The 24,999-nt window shown below is 61.3% G+C and carries 23 protein-coding genes and 1 tRNA gene; 20 read left to right on the plus strand and 4 right to left on the minus strand.

What is annotated here, in order from left to right; genetic code table 11:
• Positions 1-139: 139 nt before the first annotated feature.
• Together D2V04_RS03205 and D2V04_RS03210 are read left to right on the plus strand one after the other, a co-directional pair.
• Positions 140-226: transfer RNA gene (locus D2V04_RS03205), tRNA-Leu, on the plus strand.
• 162 nt (positions 227-388) lie between these two features.
• Positions 389-1,624: a tyrosine-type recombinase/integrase gene (locus D2V04_RS03210; RefSeq protein ID WP_119511899.1), complete on the plus strand. Its 1,236-nt coding sequence runs from the start codon at positions 389-391 to the stop codon at positions 1,622-1,624.
• 4 nt (positions 1,625-1,628) lie between these two features.
• Here the strand turns inward: D2V04_RS03210 and D2V04_RS03215 are convergent, their stop codons facing one another.
• The 3 genes from D2V04_RS03215 to D2V04_RS03225 are packed head-to-tail and all read right to left on the minus strand — an operon-like array spanning position 1,629 to position 4,145.
• Complete coding sequence (locus D2V04_RS03215) at positions 1,629-2,333, minus strand: glutamine amidotransferase-related protein (RefSeq protein ID WP_119511900.1); 705 nt, start codon at positions 2,331-2,333, stop codon at positions 1,629-1,631.
• A gap of 56 nt (positions 2,334-2,389) precedes the next feature.
• Positions 2,390-3,637, minus strand: a complete 1,248-nt coding sequence (locus tag D2V04_RS03220) for a hypothetical protein (protein WP_119511901.1) — start codon at positions 3,635-3,637, stop codon at positions 2,390-2,392.
• 37 nt (positions 3,638-3,674) lie between these two features.
• A complete protein-coding gene (locus D2V04_RS03225) occupies positions 3,675-4,145 on the minus strand; it encodes an asparaginase domain-containing protein (RefSeq protein WP_119511902.1) in 471 nt (156 codons plus the stop codon).
• 392 nt (positions 4,146-4,537) lie between these two features.
• On the opposite strand from D2V04_RS03225, the gene D2V04_RS03230 reads away from it, so the two are divergent.
• The 9 genes from D2V04_RS03230 to D2V04_RS03270 all read left to right on the plus strand — a co-directional run bounded on the left by D2V04_RS03230 (position 4,538) and on the right by D2V04_RS03270 (position 14,580).
• Positions 4,538-5,110, plus strand: a complete 573-nt coding sequence (locus D2V04_RS03230) for an RNA polymerase sigma factor (RefSeq protein WP_182849640.1) — start codon at positions 4,538-4,540, stop codon at positions 5,108-5,110.
• Complete coding sequence (locus tag D2V04_RS03235) at positions 5,088-6,092, plus strand: FecR family protein (RefSeq protein WP_182849641.1); 1,005 nt, start codon at positions 5,088-5,090, stop codon at positions 6,090-6,092. Before D2V04_RS03230 ends, D2V04_RS03235 begins: the two co-directional genes overlap by 23 nt.
• Positions 6,093-6,217: 125 nt before the next feature.
• Entirely contained in the window at positions 6,218-8,887 is a 2,670-nt protein-coding gene (locus D2V04_RS03240) for a TonB-dependent receptor (RefSeq protein ID WP_182849642.1), read from the plus strand.
• Between the two features lie 120 nt (positions 8,888-9,007).
• Positions 9,008-11,518, plus strand: coding sequence for an alpha/beta hydrolase family protein (locus tag D2V04_RS03245; RefSeq protein WP_147391756.1), 2,511 nt, complete (start codon positions 9,008-9,010; stop codon positions 11,516-11,518).
• A gap of 2 nt (positions 11,519-11,520) precedes the next feature.
• Positions 11,521-12,300: a helix-turn-helix transcriptional regulator gene (locus D2V04_RS03250; RefSeq protein ID WP_119511907.1), complete on the plus strand. Its 780-nt coding sequence runs from the start codon at positions 11,521-11,523 to the stop codon at positions 12,298-12,300.
• Between the two features lie 69 nt (positions 12,301-12,369).
• The gene (locus D2V04_RS03255) at positions 12,370-12,975 is read left to right on the plus strand and encodes an acyl-homoserine-lactone synthase (RefSeq protein ID WP_119511908.1); all 606 of its coding nucleotides are present in this window, start codon (positions 12,370-12,372) and stop codon (positions 12,973-12,975) included.
• Positions 12,972-13,838 carry a phytanoyl-CoA dioxygenase family protein gene (locus tag D2V04_RS03260; RefSeq protein WP_119511909.1) on the plus strand — a complete coding sequence of 289 codons (867 nt, stop codon included), beginning with the start codon at positions 12,972-12,974 and terminating at the stop codon, positions 13,836-13,838. Before D2V04_RS03255 ends, D2V04_RS03260 begins: the two co-directional genes overlap by 4 nt.
• A gap of 3 nt (positions 13,839-13,841) precedes the next feature.
• Entirely contained in the window at positions 13,842-14,033 is a 192-nt protein-coding gene (locus D2V04_RS03265) for a transcriptional regulator domain-containing protein (RefSeq protein ID WP_119511910.1), read from the plus strand.
• Between the two features lie 76 nt (positions 14,034-14,109).
• Positions 14,110-14,580 (plus strand): DNA -binding domain-containing protein, encoded by a 471-nt coding sequence (locus D2V04_RS03270; protein WP_182849643.1) that lies wholly within the window; start codon positions 14,110-14,112, stop codon positions 14,578-14,580.
• A 21-nt stretch (positions 14,581-14,601) separates the two neighbouring features.
• Here the strand turns inward: D2V04_RS03270 and D2V04_RS03275 are convergent, their stop codons facing one another.
• Positions 14,602-14,817, minus strand: coding sequence for a helix-turn-helix domain-containing protein (locus D2V04_RS03275; RefSeq protein ID WP_119511912.1), 216 nt, complete (start codon positions 14,815-14,817; stop codon positions 14,602-14,604).
• A gap of 61 nt (positions 14,818-14,878) precedes the next feature.
• On the opposite strand from D2V04_RS03275, the gene D2V04_RS03280 reads away from it, so the two are divergent.
• From D2V04_RS03280 to D2V04_RS03320, 9 genes are all read left to right on the plus strand, one after another.
• Positions 14,879-15,160, plus strand: a complete 282-nt coding sequence (locus D2V04_RS03280; protein ID WP_119511913.1) for a hypothetical protein — start codon at positions 14,879-14,881, stop codon at positions 15,158-15,160.
• 388 nt (positions 15,161-15,548) lie between these two features.
• Positions 15,549-16,541: an ArdC family protein gene (locus tag D2V04_RS03285; RefSeq protein WP_119511914.1), complete on the plus strand. Its 993-nt coding sequence runs from the start codon at positions 15,549-15,551 to the stop codon at positions 16,539-16,541.
• On the plus strand, positions 16,538-16,951 hold the full coding sequence (locus D2V04_RS03290; protein ID WP_119511915.1) for a DUF2958 domain-containing protein: 414 nt from the start codon (positions 16,538-16,540) through the stop codon (positions 16,949-16,951). Before D2V04_RS03285 ends, D2V04_RS03290 begins: the two co-directional genes overlap by 4 nt.
• An 84-nt stretch (positions 16,952-17,035) precedes the next feature.
• Complete coding sequence (locus D2V04_RS03295; RefSeq protein WP_119511916.1) at positions 17,036-18,820, plus strand: ParB/RepB/Spo0J family partition protein; 1,785 nt, start codon at positions 17,036-17,038, stop codon at positions 18,818-18,820.
• A gap of 223 nt (positions 18,821-19,043) precedes the next feature.
• Entirely contained in the window at positions 19,044-22,559 is a 3,516-nt protein-coding gene (locus tag D2V04_RS03300) for a type ISP restriction/modification enzyme (RefSeq protein WP_228766228.1), read from the plus strand.
• 351 nt (positions 22,560-22,910) lie between these two features.
• Complete coding sequence (locus D2V04_RS03305) at positions 22,911-23,237, plus strand: DUF736 domain-containing protein (RefSeq protein WP_119511918.1); 327 nt, start codon at positions 22,911-22,913, stop codon at positions 23,235-23,237.
• 150 nt (positions 23,238-23,387) lie between these two features.
• Positions 23,388-23,618 carry a helix-turn-helix domain-containing protein gene (locus tag D2V04_RS03310; protein ID WP_119511919.1) on the plus strand — a complete coding sequence of 77 codons (231 nt, stop codon included), beginning with the start codon at positions 23,388-23,390 and terminating at the stop codon, positions 23,616-23,618.
• Entirely contained in the window at positions 23,611-24,195 is a 585-nt protein-coding gene (locus tag D2V04_RS03315; protein ID WP_228766229.1) for a S26 family signal peptidase, read from the plus strand. Before D2V04_RS03310 ends, D2V04_RS03315 begins: the two co-directional genes overlap by 8 nt.
• Positions 24,183-24,806 carry a lytic transglycosylase domain-containing protein gene (locus D2V04_RS03320; protein ID WP_119511921.1) on the plus strand — a complete coding sequence of 208 codons (624 nt, stop codon included), beginning with the start codon at positions 24,183-24,185 and terminating at the stop codon, positions 24,804-24,806. The genes D2V04_RS03315 and D2V04_RS03320 overlap by 13 nt, the downstream gene beginning before the upstream one ends.
• Positions 24,807-24,999 lie beyond the last annotated feature (193 nt).

The following is a 24,999-nucleotide window of genomic DNA, read 5'->3' on the forward strand; positions in this document are numbered from 1 at the left end:
CCCGCCTTGCCCCAACGCGCCCGGTCCCGCAACAGGCCAGTCTCGCACCCGCTCGAAGTCGTTGACAAGCCCCCCACCCCTTCGCTAGTGGCGCGCCCCTACCCGCGAACCGGACCGCGACGATCCGGATCGCCAGTGTGCCCAGATGGCGGAATTGGTAGACGCACCGTCTTCAGGTGGCGGCGGGGGCAACCCCGTGGAGGTTCGAGTCCTCTTCTGGGCACCATTTGTTCTTCCGGTGACGTCTGTAGACGTCCGGAAAACGGCTGATTTCTCCCGTTTTTTCTGCTATGGTCGTCCGACGCAATCCGGGCTGATACGGTACCAATCGGGAACAATCATGGTATCCTCCATGGTATCGAGACGCCCTCATGGACGGGCCGATACCATGGGTAAACTCTACGCGACGAGCGTCGCCAATGCCAAGCCGAATGAGCGCGACTACAAGCTCACCGACGGCGAAGGACTATATCTTCTTGTCAGGAAGAGCGGCCGAAAGCTCTGGCGGATGAATTATTCCCATTGCGGAAAGCAGCGCACGCTCTCTTTCGGCGCCTGGCCCGAGGTCAGCCTCGCAGACGCACGTGACCGGCGCGACGACGCCCGCAGTCTGCTCGCTTCCGGCATCGATCCTTCGCACCAGCGCAAGGTCGATGCGGCCCGCGCGCGGGTCGAGGAGAACGATACGTTCAAGGCCGTCGCGAAGGAATGGATCGCCAAGAACGAGCGTGAGGACATGGCCGAGATCACGCTGGCCAAGATTCGCTGGTTGCTCGACATGGCCTATCCCAAGATCGGCAACCGGCCGATCGCCAAGATCACCGCGCAGGAAGTGCTTGCCGTACTGCGCTCCATCGAAGCGACGGGGCGCTACGAAAGCGCCCGGCGCATGCGCAGCGTACTGAGCCGGGTGTTCCGCTACGCAATCGCGACGACGAGGGCCGAACACGATCCGGCGCGCGATCTGCGCGGAGCGTTGACGGTGCCAAAAGCGAAGCATCTGGCTGCGATCACCACGGCCAAGGAAGCAGGCGAACTGATGCGTGCGATCGAAGGCTATACCGGCCATGGGATCACACTGTTCGCTTTGCGGCTCTCGGCTCATCTTTTCGTTCGCCCTGGCGAGCTCCGCCGAGCCGAATGGAGCGAGTTCGATTTCGAGCGCGCGGTGTGGAACATTCCGGCCGAGAAGATGAAGATGCGCCGGCCGCACCGCGTGCCGCTTTCGGCGCAAGTTCTCACTCTCTTCGAGCAGCTCTGGGACCTGACCGGCACGGGGAAGTACTGTTTCCCATCATTCCGGTCCGGCGCGCGGCCGATGTCGGAGAACACGGTCAATGCCGCCCTGCGGGCGCTAGGTTTCGGCAAGGAGCAGATGACGGCGCATGGCTTCAGGGCCATGGCGGCAACGCTTCTCAACGAATGCGGGCGCTTCAATCCCGATGCCATCGAGCGTCAGCTCGCACATATGGAAAACAACGGCGTGCGCCGGGCCTACACCCGCGGCGAGTATTGGGACGAGCGCGTGAGCCTGATGCAGTTCTGGTCGGACGAGCTGGAACGCTTGCGCGACGGCGCAAAGGTTCTCAAACCGAACTTCGGCGGCGCGCGCCAGCCGGCCTGAACTGTCAGCCGGGAATATTCGTAGCCAGAAACCGCCTGATCCAGCGGGCGGCCAATTCGGCGTCCAATGGCTCGGACAGGCTGGCGATGGCCCTGTCGGTTTCTTCGTCACTCACTCCGCGCCCCCGCCGCAGTTCGATCAGAGCTGCGGCATAATTGCGCTCGAACTCGGGATGGAGTTGGAGCGAGATTGCCGGCTGATCTTCATAGGCCAGCATCCCGTAGGGCGTAAAATCGCTCGCGGGGATGACCTTAGACCTTGGCGGGAGCCCAACCACCTGGTCCTGATGCGAAGCGGGAAGCGTTATTCTCTCCGCACCGTCCTGCCACGGTTCCGCTTGCGTAACCTGGTAGGTGTGCGCGCCGAGACCCCAGCCCTTGGGCGATTCTTCGACCTTGCCGCCGAAGGCCTGCGCCATGATCTGATGGCCGAAGCAAATGCCGACCAGGGCCACGCGTCCCTTCGCCTGTTGCAGAAAGGCGATCAGATCGGCGATCCAAGGCAAAGTCTCGTAAGCGCCGCTCGCCGAGCCGGTCAGAATATAGGCGGGACAGTCGGTCGTGTTGCCGGGCAAATGGCCCGCTTCAACGTCGAAGACGCGGTGGTCATACGCATCCTCGCCGAGCAGCCTGCTGAACATTGCCGGGTAGTCGCCGAACTCCTTCAGCGAAGGCGGTGGAGCACCCGTCTTGAGGATACCGAGCTTCATTCCGACCTCATTCGCACCAATCCATATTGTCAGTTCCAGACCTCGAGACGCCGTGCTCAATCGAGCCGCTTGTCATCGTAGATATAGACGTCGTCGTCCATCAGCTTGAGTTCCGCGACCCGCTCGGCGATTGCATGGGGAGCTATCTTCGCGGCCAGCCACTTTCGGTAAAGGCGGGCGAATTCGAGAAGTTCGGTGAACCCGGCATCGGCCTCATCGCTCTCTTCCCAATGGACAATCAGCTGCTCCAGGCCGTCAACCTCGCGCTTGCGTTCGATCTGGCGCCGCAGGAAGGTGATCCGATAGCCTTCGACGCGAAGCTGCCGCTCAAGATCCTTGCGGCGTTTCTGTTGCTCGGCCCAGCGGTGGGCCCGTTCCTCGCTTTCGAGTCTCGACGCCTTCAGCGCCGCGGCGCGCCGTTCGAGCGCTTCCATGATCTTCGGGATGAGATTTTCGAGCCGCTGGCGTTTACCGTCAGAGAATGTCCGCCGCAGATTGCTGGCGCCGTAGTCGTGATCGAATTGGAGAGCGAGTTCGCCGTTGGGCACATAGTCGTGCTCGGGCACCTGCGGCTCTCTCCACGGCCGATATCCGATCCCGCGATCTGCGAGCGCGCATTTGCGGTCGTATTCGGCCCGTTCCTTGAGTTCGGCCTTTGTGACGACATGCGGAACCTGGTCGAGCCTCTCTTCGATCATGAGCCCGATCTGCTCGCCGTTCGCGGCGATGGCGTATCCCTGTTCGGCATCCTGAATGGACCAGCCTTCCGCTTCGACAGCACCAATCAACCGGTCGAGGATTGCGCAGGCGCGTTCGCCGGCTTCGGGCGCCACGAACAATCGGAATTTACCAGGTCCGCCAATCTGAACGCGCTCTGTTCCGCGCCTCTTTCGCAGAGCACTGCGGGTTTTTGCGACTTTCTGGTGCGGCTCGATTTCTTCTTCAGCGGCGGGCGGGAGTCTCTCGGCTTCCGGCGTTTCCCGGTCGACTAACGCCGCAGGCTCGCTCGTGGCCGGCTTTGCCGGTTCGGGCTTGCGTCGGCGCCTGACGCCTTCAATCGCGTAAGCTTGGGTATCCAGAACCGGAACTGCCGGATAGTCCGGCGTCGGAGGCGCTTTGCCCAGTTCCTTTTGCGTCCAGTAGCCCGAACCGGGTTGGGGAAGATCGAGCCGCTTTGCAAGCGCGGCCAGTACGGCAGGCTTGGTGCCGAGCTCCGCCGCGTTTGCGGTCAACGGCTTGGACCAGATGCGATCGAACAATTCCCGTCTGGTCAGGGCGGCCTTGAACTCTGAGATATCGTTCACCTTGGTTCACAGCCCGCACCGTTGTCGTGCACGAATTCTACGCGGCCCCTGTCTGTACGAGCAGCCCGTCGAAGACCGTTCCGTTCATGGTGATGTAGATGCCGGGCTTGGCGAGTTGGCAGCACGCGAAAGCCATGCCGAGATTGAATGCGGCATCGCTTTTCGAGAGGATAGCTGGAGCGAGCGAACCGACAAGGACGATCGTTTTCCCCGGAACCTCGGCAAGCATGCGAGCCGTGCTCGTCATGGTGTCTGTGCCGTGCGTTACCAGAATGCGAGTCTCTTGTGCGGCCTGGACTTTCGCGCCGATCAGCGTCCGATCGTCGTCGGTCAGTTCGAGACTGTCCTTTCGCAGCACTTCTTCCATCCGGTAGGGATGTCTGACCTGCGCCACGTGGAACAGGTCTCCGAGCAGGCTCTCCCGAACCTGATACTCGCTGAGCGCGTCGAAATATTTCTTGTCGATCGTGCCCCCGGTGGTGAGCACGAGAATGGGTTCGCTCCCCACTCGGTTCTCCCGCTTTCTGGGACCGCAGGTCCATGACGGTATGGGTGGCGGGAGCGGAGTGGCGTCCTTTCGGGGGGACTATGTCCGATATGAGCGCCCTCCGCTCCCTTATGGTATGACGCGACACGAAGGCCCCGCACCAGGGATTACGAATAGGAACGAGAAATCCGGACGTGAGCGAGAAATGGCGATCGGGGAGCTAAGGCCGCTTGCCGGGATGACTATCGGAGTATCAGGGAAGCAGTGAGAATTTGCCGTGCGCACCAATGACGGATTTTCCAGAGAGCTTCGTATTCCCTTCTTAGGAATACGAGACCGGCTGCCGGAATTGGGGACGCTTTTGACCGATACACGCGAAATGCTTCTCCACGAGCGAATGTGGGGGACGATCCTTGGACCCGCATGATCGCTGGTTCGTGGAGCAGGTCCTCCCGCTCGAAGGCGCATTGAGCGCCTACCTGCGCCGCGTCTGGCCGGACCCTGCCGAAGTCGATGACCTCCGGCAGGAAGTCTATGTCCGCGTCTACAAGGGCGCACAGCGCAAGCGGCCCCCAGCAACCAATCACTATGTCTTTGCCGTCGCGCGCAATTTGCTGGTCGACAGGCTGCGCCACCGCAGAGTGGTGCATATCGACCTGGTGGCGGATTTGGAAAGCCTCAACGTATTATCGAATGAGTTGCCGCCCGACCGGGTGCTCAGCGGACGGCAGGAACTGGCGCGGCTGGAACGGGCCATGAGCGACCTTCCGGACCGCTGCCGGGAAGCGTTCGTATTACGCAAGATCGAAGGGCATTCGCAGCGTGAGGCTGCGCAATTGATGGGAGTATCGCAGACGACGATCGAAAAGCACATTGGCAAGGCGATGCGGATCCTTGCCTCGAGTTTCTTCGGAAACGGCGAAACGCAAGCAAGTGCGGATGAGAAAGACGATGGCGAGTGTGATGAAAACCGCAGCGCAAACTGAAACCGAAGCCGCCGAATGGCTGGCGCGGCGCGATGCCGGCGACTGGGACGATGCCGACCAGTCAGCGCTGGACCTCTGGATGGAGGAATCGCTCTCCAACAAGATCGCCTTCCTGCGCTTGGAATCGGCCTGGAACATGGCGGATCGCTTGCGCGCGTCGGCCCTGAATCCGGTGGACGTGGAGGTCGACAGCGAAGTGGAACCGGGCGCGGAAATAGTCGAACTTCCTCGCCGCCCTGTCCTTGCCAGAGTGCCGAAGTGGATTTGGCCGAGCGCGGCGGCCGCCATGCTCGCGCTGATTGTCGTGCCCTTTGCCATGCGCACGGAGCCGGCGCAGGTCTATTCGACGCCTGTCGGCGGATTTCAGGATTTGCCGCTCGCCGACGGATCGCGGATTGAACTCAACACCGATACACAGCTCAGCGTCGATTTCTCTGATGACGAGCGACGCGTGCGGATGTCGCGCGGCGAGGCCTTCTTCGAAGTCGCGAAGGATGAAGCGCGCCCCTTCGTCGTGCAGGCTGGCGACTACCGCGTGATCGCGGTCGGAACCGCCTTCTCGGTACGTTATACGGGGAATGATATCGATGTAGCAGTGACCGAAGGGAAGGTCCGCGTTGAAGGGCCGGCAAGGACTGATGGCACGCTGGAGACCGCCTTTGTCTCGGCAGGGCAGATTGCCGATGCCGAGGCCACCCAGGCGGTCGTCAGGCCGGCACCCGCAGGTGAAATCGATCGCTCCTTAGCCTGGCGCGACAGGCTGCTTGTCTTCGACAATCGCCCGCTTGGCGAAGTCGCGGCGGAGTTCAACCGTTACAACCAGCAGAAGCTGGTGGTCGATCAGTCGGCTGTCGGCGTCATGGTCGATGGTACCTTCAAGCCCGGCAATATCGGCGGCTTCGTGCGCCTGCTCGACCAGGGTTTCGACGTTGTAGCTGAGCGAACGCCCGATGGCCGGATCCTTCTGAGAGTGAGGCGCTAGATATTTCGCGTGGCCAATGACGGAAATTCGTTGTGGCTTCGTATTCCCGAGTGACGGCCCGAACAGGCCGGTTCCTTACAAGGGGGGAAGCTATGCGTTTTGGACAGATTGCGCTCGCAGCATTGATGGCGACGACGTCGCTGAGCCTGGTAGCCACACCGGTAGCGGCACAAAGCTCGGCAGCCGAGCGGGTGCAGGATTTCGATATTCCCGCCGGCGATCTGGCCACCGCTTTGCGTAGCTTCGGGCGCCAGGCGCGGATGGAGGTGATCTTTTCGGCGCAGAGCCTGCGCGGTCTGCGCACCGCGGGAGTTAGCGGGCGGCTCAGTGCAGGTGAGGCATTGCAGCGCCTTGTCGCCGGGTCCGGCGCGAAGCTGGTGAGGGATGCCTCTGGCGCCTATCTTGTGCAGGCTGATGAAAGTGTCGACATCGGCGATCGTACGACGGCCACTGACTCCGATCCTGCCCGGACGACAATCGTCGTCACCGGGACGAACATTCGCGGGATCGCGCCCGAGAGTTCACCGGTGCAGTCCTATGGTCGCGAAGAGATTCAGCAATCAGGTGCGACCACGACCGAGCAATTCATCCGGACATTGCCACAAAACTTCGGCGGAGGTTCATCCGAGTTCGCACCTGGCGGACTACCAAATGATGTCAATTCAGAAGCAAATGCTCTTAAAGGAACTGGCGCCAATTTGAGGGGGCTGGGCTCTGGCGCCACGTTGGTCCTGTTGGATGGTCATCGGTTAGCGCCAAGTTCCTCCATCGGAGACTTCGTTGACCTCTCCATGATCCCTGTATCCGCATTAGAGCGCGTCGATGTACTCACAGATGGCGCTTCATCAATTTACGGTGGCGATGCTGTTGGCGGGGTGATCAACTTCGTGCTTCGTGACGATTTTGAAGGCGCTGAAGCATCGCTGCGCTACGGCGCTGCGAGTAATGGCGGCGCGGACGAATGGCGGGCAAGTTTCACCTCTGGTGCGGCGTGGTCGGATGGCAACATTCTAGGCACCTTCGAATTCTACGATCGCGGCAACCTCACTCTCGCTGACAGACCAGAAATCCTAGCTCCCGAATTTTCGGGAGGCGGATTAATCACAGCACGAGATTCGTTTGATTTGCTCCCGCAGCAGACCCGACGTAGCGCTCTTCTGTCGATTAAACAGGAAATCTCACCGACACTATTAGTCTCAGCGTCTGGTTTGTATTCCAAACGTGATGTTGAAAGCAGTGCTGTCAATAATATTGGATCAGGATTGATTATTAATAGCGATAGTTACTCGGAAACTCTTGCAGCAAACTGGGGCGTTGAGTACGAAATCTCTCCGTCTGTCTCCATTTCATCAAGCATGACGTTTAATAAGCTAAATGGGAGAAGCGATTCCATCGGCTATGTATACCCCGGGACCGAGGTGGATACGACGTCTTCGAATGAGTATAGCTCGGACTTGTGGGGGGTCGATCTCGTCCTGCGCGCAGATATTTTTCACCTTCCTGGTGGAACGGTTGGTTTTGCCGCTGGAGCTCATTTCCGACAAGAGGATTTCCTGGCTGAAAGCGCCACGCTTGGCGTTGTGCGTGGCGCGGAGCGAGACGTGGCGGCGGCATTCGGGGAATTATTTATTCCGTTTGTGGGTTCTGTAAACGCTTCACCGGGGATGAGGCGATTGGAAGTTAGCCTCTCTGCCAGACTGGATGATTATTCGGACTTTGGAACAACGGTTAATCCCAAGATTGGGGTGCTGTGGGCGCCAACAGATGGACTACGCTTTCGAGGCTCCTACAGCACTTCGTTCGCACCTCCTCCTTTGGGGCGGGTCGGAGATCCAGGGATCATTGGAAGGGGGATTCCCACGTCAGTGCTCGCTGGGTTAGTTGGAGTCGATATTGGCCAATATCCAACGCTTGATGGAACGAACATGCTGCTGGTTGCGGGTACAAGCCGTGATCTGGATCCGGAAACGTCACAAACTTTCACGATCGGAAGCGACTTCGAAGCCGATTGGACGGATGGCAAATTCTCCGCGAATGCAACCTACTACAATGTCAATTTTCAGGGCAGACTTGGTCAGACGCCCATGCCAGGCAACGTTTTTAGAGAGTTGGCGCCATTCATTGCTTTGGATACTCCCGGCGCCTTCCCTGACGGAACCGTTAGCTTTTTTCCAAGTGAAGATGAGATAGCCACGGTCGTTGAAACGGTATTTGAGCCGATCCGATTTTTGGCAGGAGGCTCTTTGGAAAATGTAGGGGTTATAAACTACGCAAGCGTAACAAGAAATTTGGCAGTCACGAAGACAAGCGGTCTGGATTTTAACATCGACACCGAATTTTATACGGAAATTGGCGCTGTTAATATCGGTTTAAATGCAAACTATATTTTTGATTTTGAGCAGAAAGCGGCCTCGACCTCGCCGGCAGTTAGTGTCCTCAATACCCTTTATAGCCCTACGGATATTAGACTGAGGGCACATTTGGGATTCTCGGGAGAGCGCTTTTCCATGAACACTTTCGTCAACTACATCCCAAGCTATCAAACGGACAGCACGCAAGCGGCCATTCCGATCGATTCATGGACCACGATAGATTTGTTCTTATCGTACGAACTGGGAGACGCCAGCCGCCGATGGCTTGACGGTACTACCTTAAGTTTGTCCGTAACGAACGTGTTTGACGAAGCACCTCCCTATGTCCCTCCTTTGGGACAGTTTGAATTGTCTGGATACGATCCAGCAAATGCATCGCCTGTCGGACGATTCATCGCCTTTGAGATCAGAAAGACATTTTGATTCGGGTTGTGAGCGGTGGTTTGTGTCGAGCACTATATCCGCCTTGGAGCAGAGAAATTAGCCAACCTCCACGAAGTTGGCTCGTTAATCCGCATCTCCTTTGGCAGGGTCCTAGCCTGGATGACAGCGCTTGCGCTGGTCGCCTGCTCATCAGTGTCGTCTGCGAACGGACATGCGCTTTCACTAGACGACTTGTTGCAGATTGAGGGGCTCGGCCGCGCTAAGATTGATCCGACAGGGCGTTGGTTATTTTATGAGAAGATACGCCCATATTCTGATCTTACGGATTTCAGCTTCGGAAATTACCCGATGGGGCAGTCAGGGCATCAGATCTGGCGCTATGATCTAAAAGCCAACGAGGGACCCAGTCTCGTTCCGGGGATAGAGAATGGACCCAGCTCTTATCTCCTCGGCTTTTCTCCCCGCGGGCGCTATCTCGCTTTTGTGCAGTACGACGCTGGTGAAGTATCCTTGGCGGCGTTTGATCTGCAACAAGAGCGCATTGTTGTGGTCGATCGCACGCCTGCCTTAGGAAGGTTCGGCGAGTTTGATCCGGTTTGGATTTCTGAAGATGAGTTGATCTTCGCAGCGCTACCCGTTGGTGAATTGCCATTCCGGACAAGTGTCCGGCCATACGCAGCGAAGATATTCGAGCGTGAATGGCGAGACTCGTGGAGGGGAGATGTGGTCACCGCGCACGAAGTGCGGACACGGGCAGGAAACGGTGGGGAGAGGGTTGCTGGTTCTCTGATAAGGGCCAATGTTCGAACTGGCTCAACAACAATCGTTGCAGAAGGTCTATACACGGACTTGCGCCTTTCGCCCCACGGTGACTTACTCGCGGCGCTCGAGACCTTTAATCCTGGCGCGAGTGATCCACACGAATCTGCGGCTTGGCTCCCGCCTCCTTCTCGGCTCGTGATCTTCAATATTGGATCCGGCGCTCGTCTGACGGCCAGTCCGGAATTGGAGTTCTTTCCTTACACGATTGCGTGGTCTCCTGATGGTCAACGATTGGTGGCATACGGCTGGCCGCTCGGTCAGGCGCCTCGAAACGGGAGATTCCATATCGTCGAACCCGTCTCCGGAGCTACCATCCAATATGATCACAACGGCCTCGAATTAGCATCCGAACGTGAGCGAGGATGGCATCAGCGTCCGGAGCGCACGGTGCTCTTAGGTGATGATCTCGTAGTTTTCGCGAGGCGTATCCCAGAGAATGAGGATCAGGCGCCGCGCTTTGACCATCAAGATGTTCAACCACAAGGCTTGCCGAGCGCCGACTGGTATGCACTCTCCCGGGACGGAAGTACAAGGAACCTCACGGGCGACCTTGCTGAGGTTTCGGCAGTACCAGTGCATGCAGGTCACGAGCAGTTCACGATCTGGGCTTCAGATGGGGTGTACCGGATTTACGCGAATGGGAGCCGCCGCCGACTAACGCCTGAGTTCTCGGGCGGGTTTGCGTTCTTGCCATTTGGAAACTTTGCATCGCGCGCCGGTGTTATCCGGCCGGAATTTGGAAGCGACGCGATGTTCCGTGTTGCAGATGGTGAACAGACAAAAATCGTCATTGTCGATCTTCGAAACGGCCATGAGGGTGAAACGGTCATTGTTAGTGCCCCACCATCGAATGCCGAACCGCTGGCTGGTTCGCTAGCGTCGAAGTCAGTTGTATTCCGCGTGGAGGATGGGCCGATCTCACGGCTTGTACTCACCCGAGCTGATGATTCCGTTCGAGAGATTGACGCAATAAATCAACATTTGAGCCGCGTTGATCCGGGGGAGTGGAGGATCATCTCCTACGAAGTTGAGGATCCAGAGCAAAACTCGACCCCCCAGACGATCGAAAGCTGCGTGCTGCTACCGCCAGGGTATGATGGAGGGCCGCTGCCGCTCATTGTTGAAGTCTACCCGAACGCACGCCCAGCCTGCAGAAATGATAGCCCTAGTATATCGTCTCCCGATCCAACATCAGCGTATCTTTGGGCAGAACGTGGGTATGCGTACGCTCGCCTGACTACACCCCGAGAGCTCATCCGCACGGCTGAGGGTCCGATCGCGGGGATAGACGAACTACTTGATGCAGGCGTCGGTTCACTTGTCGAAGAGGGGTTAGTCGACCCGAACCGTGTAGCGCTTTTCGGCGCAAGCCAAGGTGGGATCTCGGCACTTTACACGGCGGCGTACTCCGACCGTTTCAAGGCGATCATTGCAATGAACAGTTGGGCGGATCTTTTCAGTCACTATTTCGGATCAAGCGGAATCTATACGCATGCCTATGACGAGTATTTCGGAGATTTCACTCGGTATGATAGTGAGAGAGGTACCGATTTCGCCATCGGTCGCACGCCGTTCGAAGACCCCGATATCTATATTCGCAATAGCCCGGTTTTTCTTGCGCCGCAAATAGATGCGCCAGTCATGCTGATCCATTCCGACATGGACGCCTTCCCCATGTCGCAATTTGACGAGATGTATGGCGCGCTAGATAGGGCGGGTAAGGATGTTCGCTATGTTCGCTATTTCGGCGAAGGCCACCGGACATCTAGCCCCGCCAACATACGCGACATGTGGCAGCGCATCGACGCTTTTCTCGCGGAAACAGGCGTCGCGCCCAATGGCGACTAAGAATGCCGGGAAGGGGCCAACCTCCATCCTATCTTGCGCTCGCCGAAGCATTCGTTCGGGAATCCACGGAAACCAAGAGCGAGGGCGAGCTGACCTCATTGTTGGAAGCCATCGCACGTGAAATGGGCTTTCGCTATTACGCGCTCATACATCACGACGACCTTCGGCTTGCTCGTCCCGATCGCATCGATCTGAAGGACTATCCCGCTGCGATCACTGACCGGCTATTCGGCCAATGCCGTTTTCGAGGCGATCCAGTCTTTCGTGGTTGCCTCTATGCCGACAAGGCTTTCGCCTGGTCTGGCCTCGGCTCAATCATCCAACTCGATGCCCAGGACAGGGCGAGCTTCGAGTTCGGCATGCGCGAAGGGTTGAACGAAGGCATCACCGTGCCGCGGATAATGATCGGCGAATGCATGGCTTCGTGCACCTTCGCAGGCACAAATTGCCCCGAAATGGTCGAACGCTATGTCGGCGTGGCAGAAATCATCGGTGCATTTGCGTTCAACGCTGCACGCAGACTGCTCGGGCAGGCCTATCCCAAGCCCGCTCCACGTCTGCATTTGCAGCCGCGGGCGCGTGACTGCGTGGTGCTCGCCGGTCGCGGTTGCTCCAACAAGGAGATCGCCCGCGAACTGGGCATCACCCCGCGGACGGTAGACGGTTACATGACCTTGGCCCGCGAGCTCTTCGAAGCGCATGACCGGACTGAACTCGTGATTAGCGCTATTCTGGCGGGCCAGGTCGGCCTCGAGGAAGTCAAGGCAAGCCGCACCGAGTAAGCGCTCCGTATTCTGCCTCCGCCATTGCTGCTCTCATTGCCGTGTTCAATTCACGGACGGGAGCAACAGATGATCCAGATTATCGATCAAACGGTTGCAGCGGCCCATCGGCCGCTTCTCAGATCCATGCACGCCGACCGCAAGCGTCTCTTCGTCGACCTGTTCGGGTGGGACGTGCCGGTCGTCGACGAAAAGTACGAGATTGACCAGTTCGATACGCCGAGCGCAGTCTATGTCATTGCGACCGACGATTCCGGAGACCACGCAGCCTCCCTGCGGCTTCTCCCCACCGATCGGGCCCACATGCTCGACACGCTCTTCTCGCATCTCTGCCCTTGCGGAGTTCCAAAGGGAATATCGATTTGGGAGAGCACGCGGCTCTGCCTGCCTCAGCGCCACGGTGCGAAGCGCCGCCGCGAACTGCGCAACGAACTGATTTCTGCCATGGTCGATCTCGCTCTCGAACGTGGGATCGAGCGCTATACCGGCGTGCTCCCGGCGGCATTTCGCACCGAAGTTCTGTCAATGGGTTGGCGGGGCGAGCCTCTCGGCCCCGCCGTGGCCATGCCAGGCGGCTCGGTCGGAGCGTTTCTGGTCCACATCGACCCGGATACGCCCGAACGTCTTCGTTGGAGCGGAACCTATACCGGCCCCGCGGAGCCGGTGGCGGCATGAGCGCTCTAGCTGCCTGTCACGCAGCTGCACTTGCCAGCTATGGCTGGTGTACGCTCGACGCTGCGCTGGATCCGGACCTGGTCGTCGCTCTGAAAAGCGATCTCGAGCAGCGCTTCGCCGAGACGCCCCTCTGTCAGGGCGCCTTCTACGGTGAACACACCAAGCGTTTCGGTTCGCTGCTGACGAGATCGCCGGTCGCCGAGCAACTGGTCATGCATCCGCTCGTACTCGAACTGGCCGAGAAGGTGCTCTCGCCCTGGTGCGACCGGATCGCCCTCAATCTCACCCAGGCGATCGAGATTCATCCCGGCGCCCTGCCTCAACTTCCGCACCGCGATCAGGACATGTGGCAAGGCCCCAAAGGCAGCATCGAATATCTGGTCAATGTCATGTGGCCGCTGACGACCTATACGCCCGAGAATGGCGGCACGCGGCTGTGGTCGGGCAGCCATCTCAATCAGGACGTTGCGACATTTTCGGAGAACGATGCGCTGGTGCCGAGTGTTGGGCCCGGCGATGCACTCGTCTTCCTGGGTTCGACCCTGCATGGCGGTGGCGGCAATGTGAGCAAGCTGCCGCGGCGCGGGATCGTAGTCAGCTATTGCCTTGGCTGGCTCAAGCCCTTCGAACTACAATGGCTGGTCTATCCGCCGCAGGTAGCACGGACTTTCTCGCCCGAACTCGCCGCCCTAGTCGGCTATGCCCAGCACCGGCCCAATCTCGGCAATGTCGAAGGGCAATGCCCTTCCATCCTTCTGCGCGACGACGTTCCCGACTTTCTGCCGGCGATCGATGCCTTGCGCCCCGATCAGACGGAAGCCGCTGACCTTTTTGTCCGCTCGCAGATGGGTGAGATGGGATAGATCGTGACGCATCCATTTACCGATCCGGCAGCGATTGCGGCGATCGAGCGCTACGGTCGCTCGGCGCTGGCCTGGGAACTGCTGCGGCGAGATCCGGCCTATCGCGACGCATTCGGCCGGTTGAAAGCTCTGCCATCACCGGGGCAGGCCGCCGATGCTGTCTTCGCGGCGCGCTGGGGGCTGCACTTTCCCTGAAGACCCGTCGCTGTCCTGCGCCACGGTCCGGCCGGTTTGGTCGGCGCGGATCGATCCGCGCGTCCTGGTCGTGCGCGTGGACACGCCAAACGCCGGCGGCTGCCTGCACCCATTCGATCTATGCGAGTTCGAGGCACGCGTTTTGGCGGGTTCAACTCGGGAGTTTGTCCGGATCGATCACGCAGGGATGGTGATCCGCCTGGACGTCACGAACGGAACATTGCTCGACGGCCCCGTTTCGCTGCGCTTCGAGATACCGGAAGGTCGCGGTCTGAACCGCCAGATCGACGCCTTGAACCGGTTCCGCGCTTTGAGGTGCCGCGACTGTCTGCGATCCCCTTCTCGTACTCGCCTGGCCAATCGGTTGCTCGCCTTGCAGGCCTTCGATTTGCGACGCGAAGGCAGGAGCCTGCGATCGATTTCGCAGGCCGTGTTTGGGGAGTGCGACTGGCCGGGCGATGGTGAGCATCGCAAATCGCGCGTCAGGCGGCTCGTCGCGTCAGGAGAAGCGCTGGTGCGGACTGGGCCGGTCTCGATTCTCACCTAGCCGTTTATCAGTATCCTGTATTCACGTCTCGATTGGCTGAACCAGGTCAGCGGGCATCGCATCGACCGCCTGGGCGAGCATCCATATTGAGATGGCTGTTGGATTGCGGCGACCACGTTCGAGCCAGCCGATATAGGCTTGAGAGAATCCTGACCTCTCCGCAGCCTGCTCTTGCGTCAGTCCCTTTTCTTTGCGCAGCCTCGCAAAATTCACCCCAATGACCAATCGCATGTCCATGGGGCCAGAGTCGGGGAATTGCCCGCAGCTAGTTATTCACTATATTGAATAACAGCGAGGGATGAACTGCGTGCTTGCTCTCAAAGAGATCGCGCCTTCGGGCGAACCAGTGACCGGCTATGATCGCGAGCACCTCGTGCTTTACGCGGCGCTTATCGATGCGGACGATGGCGGCGGGGACTGGCGGGAGGTGGCCTCAACGATCATGAAGATCGACGTGCATTCCGCCGGTGCGAAGGACTGCTGGCGCTCCCATCTCGAACGGGCTCGCTGGATCGTCGGCGACGGCCTGGCCGCCGCTCTCGAAGCTTTCGGTTCTCCAGCCGATCTTCCGGCTGACTAAGAGCAGGACCGGCGCCTCGCGCTGACGCGCGACCGCGCTCTACGGCTCGCGCATTCCCGCTCGCCGCCGAGCCCCCTTTTCGGGGTCTCGGCCTTCGGTGACGATCGACTGGCGCATGGGCCCGCTCGCTGAGCGGGCCGGCGGTCGCCGCGCCTCGCGCGCGGCGGCGCTTTGTCGGGGCTCTCCCGGATGCGCGGGATCGGGCGGCGCTCCCGGATAGGCCCGGCGCGCAGGCCGGCAACCCCGGCATGGCCGGGGTGCTCCGCTCCGCTGCGCCCTTGCAGGTGCCGCCCTCCGCTTCATCCGGGCCTCGCCGGTCGCCTGTGCCGCCCGCCCCCGCTTTCCGGGGAGGCCATGCGGGCATTTTGGGGCGGCGAGGAGGACACCGATGGGCAAGGCCGCCACACCTGTTTCGAGCCGCAAATCCCGTATCGGGCGCCGCCTGCGGCGGCGCGATGGCGGCGTGGCCGCGCGGCCCCGCGCCAATCTCTATGAGGAAGTGACCGCCAAGATCATCGCCGAACTCGAGGCCGGACGTCTGCCGTGGGTGCAGCCTTGGGGGACCTCCTGCACCGGCCCCGCCCTGCCGCGCAACGCGCTCACCGGACGGCCCTATTCGGGCATCAATATCTTGATGCTGTGGGGCGCGGTCATCATGCACGACTGGCCTACGCAGAGCTGGCTCACTTTCCGGCAGGCGCGCGAAGCGGGCGGATGCGTTCGCAAGGGCGAGCGCGGGACCATGGTGGTCTATGCCGACCGCTTCGTCCCCGAAGCCGAAAAGGCGCGTGCGATGCGCGAGGGCGACGAGGCCAAGCCCGTTCCCTTCCTCAAGCGCTTCACTCTCTTCAACGCCGCCCAATGCGACGGCCTGCCGGCCGATCTGGCTGCCGACCCGCCCCCGCTGCCCGAGCGTGAAATCGTCCCCGTCGCCGAACAGGTGATCGCCGCGAGCGGGGTCGAGTTCCGCATCGGCGGCGCGCAGGCCTTCTACGCTCCCGCCGCCGACTATGTGCAGGTTCCCCCGCAGCCCGCCTTCTTTGCGCAGATCGACTACTATCGGACCTGCCTGCACGAGCTGACCCACGCCACCGGGCATCCCAGGCGGCTCTGCCGCGACCTTTCGGGCCGCTTCGGTTCCAAGCCCTACGCCCGCGAGGAACTGGTCGCCGAAATGGGCTCGGCCTTCCTTTGCGCCGCGCTCGGCATCGTCCCGACCGTGCGCCATGCCGACTATGTCGGCTCGTGGCTCGACGTGCTGCGCGAAGACGACCGCGCGATCTTTCGCGCCGCCAGTCAGGCGAGCAAGGCCGCCGACTGGCTGCTCGCCTGCCATCGCGACACGCGGGAGGCGCGCGCCGAAGCGAGGGCGGCGGCATGATCCTGCTCCCGCCCGAACTGCACGCCGCCTTGCGCACCAACGCCGCTTGCGCGCTCGCTGCCGAGGCGCGCGGCGAGCGCTTCGATCCGGCTCCAGTGGTAAAGTTCTTCAATCCCGTGGGGTCGGCCACATGGCTCGCGAGCGAACTCGCCGAAGACGGCGACACGCTGTTCGGCCTTGCAGATCTCGGCTTCGGGACGCCCGAACTCGGTATCTTCTCGCTCGCCGAACTGGCCTCGGTGCGGCTGCCCTTCGGCCTCGGCATCGAGCGCGACATCGCCTTCGCCTCCCATTTCCGCCTGTCGGTCTGGACCGGCTGGGCGCGCCGCGCCGGATCGATCCCGCTCGCAGAAACTCTTCTCCGCCGCGCTTCGCGCAGCGTCACCGGATTTCCGCCGGACGGCGGATAACGCGCGGCGCGTCTCGCCGCACACGCAAGCCGGTCCGCCCTCCATGCAAGAACGACGGACCGGCGCTCACAAGGAGCAAGACCCATGAAACTCGACTTTATCGACCTTGGCAATATCGCCGAATGTCCCATGAACATGCGCCGCGCGCGTAAGGCGCCCGATGTTGCCGACATCCTGCCCACCATCCGCAAGCGCGGCGTGCTCGTGCCGGTGATCGTCCGGCCTGCCGCCGAGGAAGGCCGCTTCGAGATCGTCGCCGGGCGGCGGCGCATCCACGCCGCACGCATCGCCGCAGGGGAGGATGGAGCCGATCCCGAATTGGCGCGCGTGCCAGCCGCGATCATGGAAGCGGGCGACGATGCCGCAGCGCTCGAAGCTTCGCTGATCGAGAACATCGCCCGGCTCGACCCCGACGAAGTGACCCAGTGGGAAAGCTTCGTCCGCCTCGTAAGGCAGGGCCGCTCGCTCGAGGACATCGCCGCGACCTTCGGCCTGCCCGAACTCGCCATCCGCCGCGTGCTCGCGCTCGGCAATCTCCTCCCGCGCATACGCGAACTCTACCGCCGCGAGGAGATCGATGCCGCAACAGTGCGCCACCTGACGCTTGCCAGCAAGAATCAGCAAAAGGCTTGGCTCGCATTGCTCGCGGATCCCGATCTCCACGCGCCGCGCGGCCACCAATTGAAGGCATGGCTGTTCGGCGGACAGGCGATCCCCGTGCGCCACGCTCTGTTCGACCTCGACGGCTATGACGGCACCGTGCTCGGCGACCTGTTCGGCGAAGAGCGGTATTTCGCGGATGCCGATGCCTTCTGGGCCGCGCAGAACGCCGCCGTCGAAGCGCGCAAGGCCGACTATCTCGAACAAGGCTGGAGCAACGTCGTGATAGTTCCGCCGGGCGACTATTTCCACCATTGGGAATACGAGAAGACCCCCAAGCGCAAGGGCGGGCGCGTCTATATCGCGCTGCGTTCTACCGGCGAGGTGAGTTTCCACGAGGGCTATCTTACCCGCAAGGAAGCCCGCCGCCTCGCCGAAGGCCGCAAGCCGGAGAGTGAGGACAAGCCTGCCCGTCCGGAAATGACCGGACCGCTCGCGGCCTATGTCGACCTTCACCGCCATGCAGCCCTGCGCGCCGCGCTTGTCGGTCATCCGCAGATGGCGCTACGATTGATGGTCGCGCACGCGATTGTCGGGTCGCATCTCTGGCGCGTGACGCCCGAGCCGCAGGCGACCCGGAGCGATGCGGTGCGCGAAAGCGTCGAAACCTGCCGGGGCGAAACTGTGTTCGATGCCGAGCGGCGCGCGGTGCTCGACCTGCTCGGTTTCTCGAAAGAGGAGCCGACCGTGACCGGCGGCAACGGCGACGATTACGGCGCGACCGGCGTGTTCCTGCGCCTGCTCTCGCAGCCGGACGACGCCGTGCTGCGCATCGTGGCCGTCACCATCGGCGAAACCCTCGCGGCGGGCAGCGCCGTGATCGAAGCCGTTGGTTCGGAACTTGCGCTCGACATGGCCGAATGGTGGACGGCGGACGAAGCCTTTCTGACCCTCGTCCGCGACCGCGAGGTGCTTGGTGCGCTGCTTGCTGATGTCGGAGGCGAAGCGCTGGCCTCCGCCAATGCGGGCGAGAAGACCAAGACGCTGCGCACGATCATTCGCGATTGTTTGAGTGGCACCAATGGTCGCGAGAAGCGCGAAGGCTGGGTACCGCGCTGGATGCGCTTTCCGCCGGCTTACTATACAGAGAGAGGGGGCGTTCCGACCGCCGTCGCCCATGGCCGGGCCGTGGCGGCGCGCGATCAGCTCGCCGAACAGGAAACCGAAGGGCGGAAACCCGACAGCGAAGACATGCCGCTCGCGGCGTGATGGGAATGGGGCGGCGATTAGCCGCCCCATTTCATCAGACTACCATTCTACTGCGACTCGCAGGTTTGACTTCTATCCAAAACCCTTAGCCGGACTTTGCTTCACTTGCATTTGTTAAACCGGCCAAAGATTTGCCGGGTATCCGGCTTGTCTGCTAGTCGGCGATGGTCGATTACGAACGGCAGCGGGCTGGATGGGCCCGCTCGGTCCTGAGGGGGAAAGTTTGTCGAAGTCTGGTCTCGCCGAGCTGGTTTCCGCCTATGTGACGGCCACGCGCAAACTCGCCGCTACGTCCGGCTCCAACGAAGCCACATACTATCCCGATATTCGCAATCTTCTCGCCGCCATCCTCAAGGCCGGGCGCCTGCCATTCGACGTGCGGGTAAACACCTCTGAAAGCCGGGGCCGGGGCGTCGACATGCCGGATTTCGTTCTCGGAGACGGCGGCTTCGTGGGCGTTTACGGCGAAGTGAAACTGCCTGATGCCTCGCTCGAAGACATGGCGGCCTCCACGGCCCAGAACGATCAGATAGGCCGCTACCTCTCCGCCACCGGCGTGGTGCTCCTGTGCAATATCCGCGGTTTCGGCCTGCTGACCGTCAAGCCTGGCGCGACGCGCGAACGCGGTGTTCCAGTTGGTCCTGAAAATCGCGAACTCATCAAGACGGTCGATCTGTGGTCGGCAATGAGAGGCTCCGGCAAGCACCTTGCCGACGAAGAGATCGTTGCCGAGTTTGCCGCAATCGTCGACCGGGCGGTAACCGACTTCGCGCCGCTTGCTGACCCTGCCGACCTTGCAAAGGTGCTTGCCCGGCAGGCGCGGGATGCCAAGGATGCGATGCCTGGCGACCTTCGCCCGATTTCCGTCTTGCTCGATGACTTCGCCCTGGCGCTCGGCCTATCCTTCGATCTCGACGACGAGAAAGGCGATCGCTTCTTTCGCGGCTCGCTCATCCAGACGGCCTTTTACAGCCTCTTCGCTGCGTGGATTCTGTGGGACCGCGATGCGTCCAAGCCAGACAATCCATTCACCATCAATGACGCAGAAGGCTATTTGCGAATCCCGTTCCTTCAGGAACTCTTTCACGATCTGCGCTCGCCGCGATATCTACGCCAGCTCGATCTGGCGGTGCATCTCGAGCGAGCCGTGGCAACGCTCAACCGGGTCGATCTTAGTCTTTTCAAGCAGCGGATGTCGTTTCCCACCGCATCGGGACACAGCCCGACCGTGGCGGCGATCACCTATTTCTACGAGCCGTTTCTCGAAGCGTTCGACCCCGAGCTTCGTGAAGAGCTGGGGGTCTGGTACACCCCGCCGGAGATCGTCCACTATCAGGTCCGCCGTGTTCATCATCTCCTGAAGACCGAACTGGGCATCGCACGCGGTCTCGCAGCCAACGAGGTCGTCGTGCTCGATCCGTGCTGCGGCACCGGCGCCTATCTCCTCGAAGTTGCCCGCTGCATCAACGACGAGCTCGTACTCGAAGGCGCTGACGACACGCTGGCGCTGGAGCTGCTCGATGCACTTACGAAGCGCGTGATCGGCTTCGAAATCCTCACTGCTCCGTTCGCCGTAGCGCAGCTTCAGCTCTTCATCCTCCTCGCCGACCTGGGTGCTGCACCCGCGCCCGATCAGCGGCTATCGATTTTTCTGACCAATGCCCTGACCGGCTGGTCGGACGAGCGCGATGTCAAGATCACGTTCCCCGAAATGAAGGACGAATTCGACGCCAGCCAGAGCGTCAAGCGCGATGCCAAGATCATCGTCGTGCTGGGCAACCCACCCTACGATCGCTTCGCTGGCGTTGCGCAGGCGGAAGAGGCCGAACTGGTCGCTGCCTACAAGGGCGTGCGCCTGCAAATCCAGCGGGAGAAGGACGGCACCATCAAGCGAGACCGGATGGGCAATCCGGAAAAGAAGCAGATCGGCAACAGCGAACTCTACGACGTCTGGGGTGTACGCAAGCAGCTGCTGGACGATCTCTATATCCGTTTCTTCCGCATGGCCGAAGAACGGATCGGGGTATCGGCCGAACGGGGTGTGGTCTCGTTCATTTCGAACTCGAGCTGGCTCACCGGAAGGTCCCATCCGATGATGCGCCAGTCGCTGCTGCGCAATTTCGACGAGCTCTGGATCGACAATCTCAACGGCGACAAGTTCAAGACGGGCAAGGTTATCCCGCGAGGTTTGCCCGGCGAGGGAACGCGCGATGACAGCGCCTTCACCACCGAAATGGACCCGAGAGGAATCCAGCCCGGAACAGCGATCGCGACCTTCCTGAAGAAAAGCGGCGAGTCGGCAGGCCAGACCGCGACCGTCCATTTCCGCGAATATTGGGGACCGGCGGCGAATAAGAGGCTCGCGCTCAATGCGAGCCTGCCGGATGGCACACCGCCTGCAGGCGCAGACAATCCCGCCTACGAAGCCATCGCACCGTCGATGGAGAACCGTTGGCGCCTGGCCGTCCTTGAACTGGAAGGCGGCTACGAAAGCTGGCCGGCCCTGGACGAGCTCTTCCCCGAGATGATCCAGGGCGTAAACGCCAATCGCGGCGTCGAAGGCACGGTGATCGATTATGATGCGGCGGCACTGTCGACGCGCATGCAAAGCTATTTGAACGCCGACACCTTCGAGTCAGCAGCCGCGTTGGTTCCGGCCATGGCGAAAAAGTTTGCCGGCTACGACGCGAAGAAGGCGTGGGACGAGTTGCATCCGGCTGGATTTGCCGAAGGCAAGATCGAGCCGATCCTGATGTTCCCCTTCGATCAGCGCTTCATCTACTATGAGACCGAGCATAAGCTGCTCAATCGCCCCCGCGGGGAATTCGCCAAGCTGCTCGCCGACAATGAGTTTCTGATCACTGTGCCGGAGCCGCGCAAGGCGTCGGAAACGCGGCCGCTCTTCGCGCAAACGCTGGTGAATTTGCACGTCCATGAGCGAGGCTCCGTGGTTATTCCGCGTGATGTGGAAGGCCACGGTCTGTTCGCAGGGAGGCTGGCCAACATCGCCGAGCCTGCCTGGACCGCCTTCAGGGATGCGTTTGGCCTTTCGGGCCGGCGCGAAGACGAGGATGCAAAGGATTTTGTAGGGCAGTTGCAGCGCGTCATCCTCGCGCTGCTGCACGCACCCGCATATCAGAGCGATCACAAGAGCGCGCTTTCGGCAGACTGGGCCCATCCGCCGGTTCCGCGCGACAAGGAGCTGTTCGACAAGCTTGCCGCGGCCGGCACGAAGGTGACAACCTTGCTCGATGCCAGCGTGCCGGCGGGAGCGCTTATGCGCGAACTGCTCGGAGAGCAGATGGGAACGCTCGGCACATTGCGGCGATCCGACGGCGCGCAGGTGCGGCCGCAGGACCTGAAAATTACCGTCGGCTATTGGGGCGGATCCAAAGGCCGATGGCTTCCCCGCGAGCCGCATAGCGAAGAAGTCACGCTTGATATCCTCGGCGAGAGGACGGGAGACCTATACCTCAACGACGACTGCTATTTCGCCAATGTGCCCGCGGCGGTGTGGCAATACCAGCTTGGTGGCTACCCCGTGCTGAAGAAATGGCTCGGATATCGGCAAGCCGATCGCCGCAAGGATAGTCCCCTGACACTGGCCGAAGCGAAATGGCTGCGTTCGGTTATCCAGCGGATCGCGGCGCTTGTCGCGATCGGCGCGGACCTCGATTCTTTGTATGCGAAGGCGTCCGAGATCGCGTTTACGGCCGAGGAACTCGGTCTGCGCAAGTGAGCTCGCGCGTAGGGCAGATGGCGGATCGCTGTCCGTTTCCGGTTGCCGTTCTTCCACCGGTGCTTGCCTGAAGCTTGCCCGACCGCCGAGCCAAAGTCTCCACTCTTGCCGCTGAACCGCTGCCGCGACCTCTTCCGATAGCGGTTTGCCGAAGCCCGTCCTTCCTGGCGCAACGGCGCCTGCGAACCTTCTTCCCCGGCGCGGGTCCACGCCTTCCTCGCGAGACAAGAAGCTTCGCTTTCGCCGTCCTCCGCTGACGCTGGCCTCGCGGTGCGCCCCGTCCGGCCCACGGCCTGTCAACCGCATCGAGGCCGCATGGGGCGGTATCGAGACAGCATCAGGAGAATTGACATGGCCCAGATCGGAACTTTCACCAAGAACGCAGACGGTTCCTTCGTCGGAGAGATCGTTACGCTTTCAGTCCAGGCGAAGAACGTTCGCATCACGCCCGAAGACGACCGCGCAAGCGAAAATGCGCCCAGCCATCGCGTCACCGTCGGCCGCGCCGAGATCGGCGCCGGATGGGCGAAGACCTCGAACGAGGGGCGCGACTATCTCGGTCTCAAATTCGACGATCCGAGTTTCACTGCTCCCATCTATGCCAATCTGTTCGAAGAGACGGATGGCAAGACCCATTCGCTGATCTGGTCGCGCTCGAGCCGCCGCTCGAACGACTGACCGCTTCGGGGCCGCGCCTTCGGGCGCGGTCTCCTTTACTGGGGTGTCGAAATCGCCCTCCCTCAATTCGACACTCCCCGAACCGGGGCAGGTTGGGCTTCATCGGTGCCGAGCGCCGCGCATCGCGGCGAGACGCATGGATGAGGCCACATGACCGAAGACGACGAAGTCGATCGCGCGCGCCGGGCACAGCGCGGCTCTCCCTTTCTCAGTCCCGAGCAGGCCGCGCATTATCTTGGCCTTTCCACCCGCACCTTGCAGGAGCATCGCAGCGCCGGAACGGGACCGCGCTTCCGGCGCCATTCGCGCCATATCCGCTATCATATCGACGATCTCGATGCCTGGTCGAAGGGCGTTGCGGAAAGCGGCGGTCATGACTGACGACCGCTCTTCAAGCGATCGCATGCCTCTCCTCCAATGGGGCGCTGCTCTGCGCGCGGCAAAGACGCGGCGACGTAGATTGAAGCGCAAAGCCTATGCGCTCGGCATTCTCGCGACTGCGCTTGCGATCACGATCATATGGAAACCTCGGCCATTGCTGGTGTGGAATGCCAGCGCCAGCGCGCCCATCGGCCTTTACACGGTCGGTGGGCGGGGCTGGATCGCGCCGGGCGATATGGTCGTCGCCCGCATGCCCGAGCCCTGGCGCAGTTTCGCTGCCAGGCGGCGTTACCTGCCGCACAATGTGCCGCTTGTGAAACGCGTCGTCGCGGTGTCCGGGGACATGGTCTGTGCGCATGGCAGGGCCATATTCGTCAATGGAAAGCAGGTCGCCGCGCGCGCGAGGAACGATGGCGCTGGACGGACGATGCCATGGTGGAACGGGTGCATCGTACTAAGGGACGACACCGCTTTTCTGCTGATGGAAGACAACGCCTCGTCCTTCGATGGTCGCTATTTCGGGCCGACTTCCTCTTCCGACATCATCGGCAAGGCGCAACTGATATGGCCCGGTTGAGCTGCCTCATCGCCGCGCTTGCCCTCATTGCAAGCTCGCCCGCGGCGGCCGATCCGGTCGATCGCTGGCGCACCTATATCGCCGAAGCCGCCGCGCGTTTCGACATACCGGGCGCATGGATCGAGCGCGTCATGCGGGCCGAAAGCGGCGGCAGAACCACGCTCGATGGCCGTCCGATCGCCAGCCACGCCGGCGCCATGGGGCTGATGCAACTTATGCCCGGCACTTGGGCAGAGATGCGCGCTTCGCTGGCGCTCGGCTCCGATCCCCACGATCCGCGCGACAACATTCTCGCCGGCGCTGCCTATCTGCGCCGGATGTACGATCGTTTCGGCTATCCCGGCCTTTTTGCCGCCTACAATGCGGGTCCCGCACGCTATGCCGAGCATCTCACTACGGGGCGAGCTCTGCCGCAGGAAACCCGAGCCTACCTGACAATGGTGGGCGCAGCGTCCGCCGCGGAGACTACATCGCCCCAGACTGTTCAGACCCGCCTGTTCTTTCTCGGCGGCAGCAAATCGGAAGATTCAGCGGCGCATTCTGCCACCAAAAACCCTTCGGATATCTTTGTCGTGTTGTCGCCGGGTGCGCAGACCACCGACACGAAGTAGCGGATTTTCGGTGCTCGCGCGTCTATACATATGTAAGCACCATACGCATCGAACGGAAAGCGACCTTGAATTGGACCCTGTATAGCGTGGCACTGGCTCTCGCGGCGCGACTTAGCGCCGGCGGCCGCGCCGCTGTGTGCCGGGCGAGCCGTCCGCGAATTAGCACCTGCCGGATCTGAACCGGCATTCGCGC

This window comes from Pelagerythrobacter aerophilus, assembly GCF_003581645.1.
Lineage (GTDB): Bacteria > Pseudomonadota > Alphaproteobacteria > Sphingomonadales > Sphingomonadaceae > Pelagerythrobacter > Pelagerythrobacter aerophilus.

What these genes read in the sequence shown, in the direction of transcription:
- D2V04_RS03305 (WP_119511918.1), top strand. Translation starts at nt 22,911, where the DNA reads ATGGCCCAGATCGGAACTTTCACCAAGAACGCAGACGGTTCCTTCGTC.
- D2V04_RS03250 (WP_119511907.1), top strand. Translation starts at nt 11,521, where the DNA reads ATGCCGGGAAGGGGCCAACCTCCATCCTATCTTGCGCTCGCCGAAGCA.
- D2V04_RS03310 (WP_119511919.1), top strand. Translation starts at nt 23,388, where the DNA reads ATGACCGAAGACGACGAAGTCGATCGCGCGCGCCGGGCACAGCGCGGC.
- D2V04_RS03295 (WP_119511916.1), top strand. Translation starts at nt 17,036, where the DNA reads ATGAAACTCGACTTTATCGACCTTGGCAATATCGCCGAATGTCCCATG.
- D2V04_RS03255 (WP_119511908.1), top strand. Translation starts at nt 12,370, where the DNA reads ATGATCCAGATTATCGATCAAACGGTTGCAGCGGCCCATCGGCCGCTT.
- D2V04_RS03260 (WP_119511909.1), top strand. Translation starts at nt 12,972, where the DNA reads ATGAGCGCTCTAGCTGCCTGTCACGCAGCTGCACTTGCCAGCTATGGC.
- D2V04_RS03280 (WP_119511913.1), top strand. Translation starts at nt 14,879, where the DNA reads ATGAACTGCGTGCTTGCTCTCAAAGAGATCGCGCCTTCGGGCGAACCA.
- D2V04_RS03320 (WP_119511921.1), top strand. Translation starts at nt 24,183, where the DNA reads ATGGCCCGGTTGAGCTGCCTCATCGCCGCGCTTGCCCTCATTGCAAGC.
- D2V04_RS03275 (WP_119511912.1), bottom strand. Translation starts at nt 14,817, where the DNA reads ATGGACATGCGATTGGTCATTGGGGTGAATTTTGCGAGGCTGCGCAAA.
- D2V04_RS03210 (WP_119511899.1), top strand. Translation starts at nt 389, where the DNA reads ATGGGTAAACTCTACGCGACGAGCGTCGCCAATGCCAAGCCGAATGAG.
- D2V04_RS03285 (WP_119511914.1), top strand. Translation starts at nt 15,549, where the DNA reads ATGGGCAAGGCCGCCACACCTGTTTCGAGCCGCAAATCCCGTATCGGG.
- D2V04_RS03315 (WP_228766229.1), top strand. Translation starts at nt 23,611, where the DNA reads ATGACTGACGACCGCTCTTCAAGCGATCGCATGCCTCTCCTCCAATGG.
- D2V04_RS03240 (WP_182849642.1), top strand. Translation starts at nt 6,218, where the DNA reads ATGGCGACGACGTCGCTGAGCCTGGTAGCCACACCGGTAGCGGCACAA.
- D2V04_RS03235 (WP_182849641.1), top strand. Translation starts at nt 5,088, where the DNA reads ATGAAAACCGCAGCGCAAACTGAAACCGAAGCCGCCGAATGGCTGGCG.
- D2V04_RS03215 (WP_119511900.1), bottom strand. Translation starts at nt 2,333, where the DNA reads ATGAAGCTCGGTATCCTCAAGACGGGTGCTCCACCGCCTTCGCTGAAG.
- D2V04_RS03290 (WP_119511915.1), top strand. Translation starts at nt 16,538, where the DNA reads ATGATCCTGCTCCCGCCCGAACTGCACGCCGCCTTGCGCACCAACGCC.
- D2V04_RS03245 (WP_147391756.1), top strand. Translation starts at nt 9,008, where the DNA reads ATGACAGCGCTTGCGCTGGTCGCCTGCTCATCAGTGTCGTCTGCGAAC.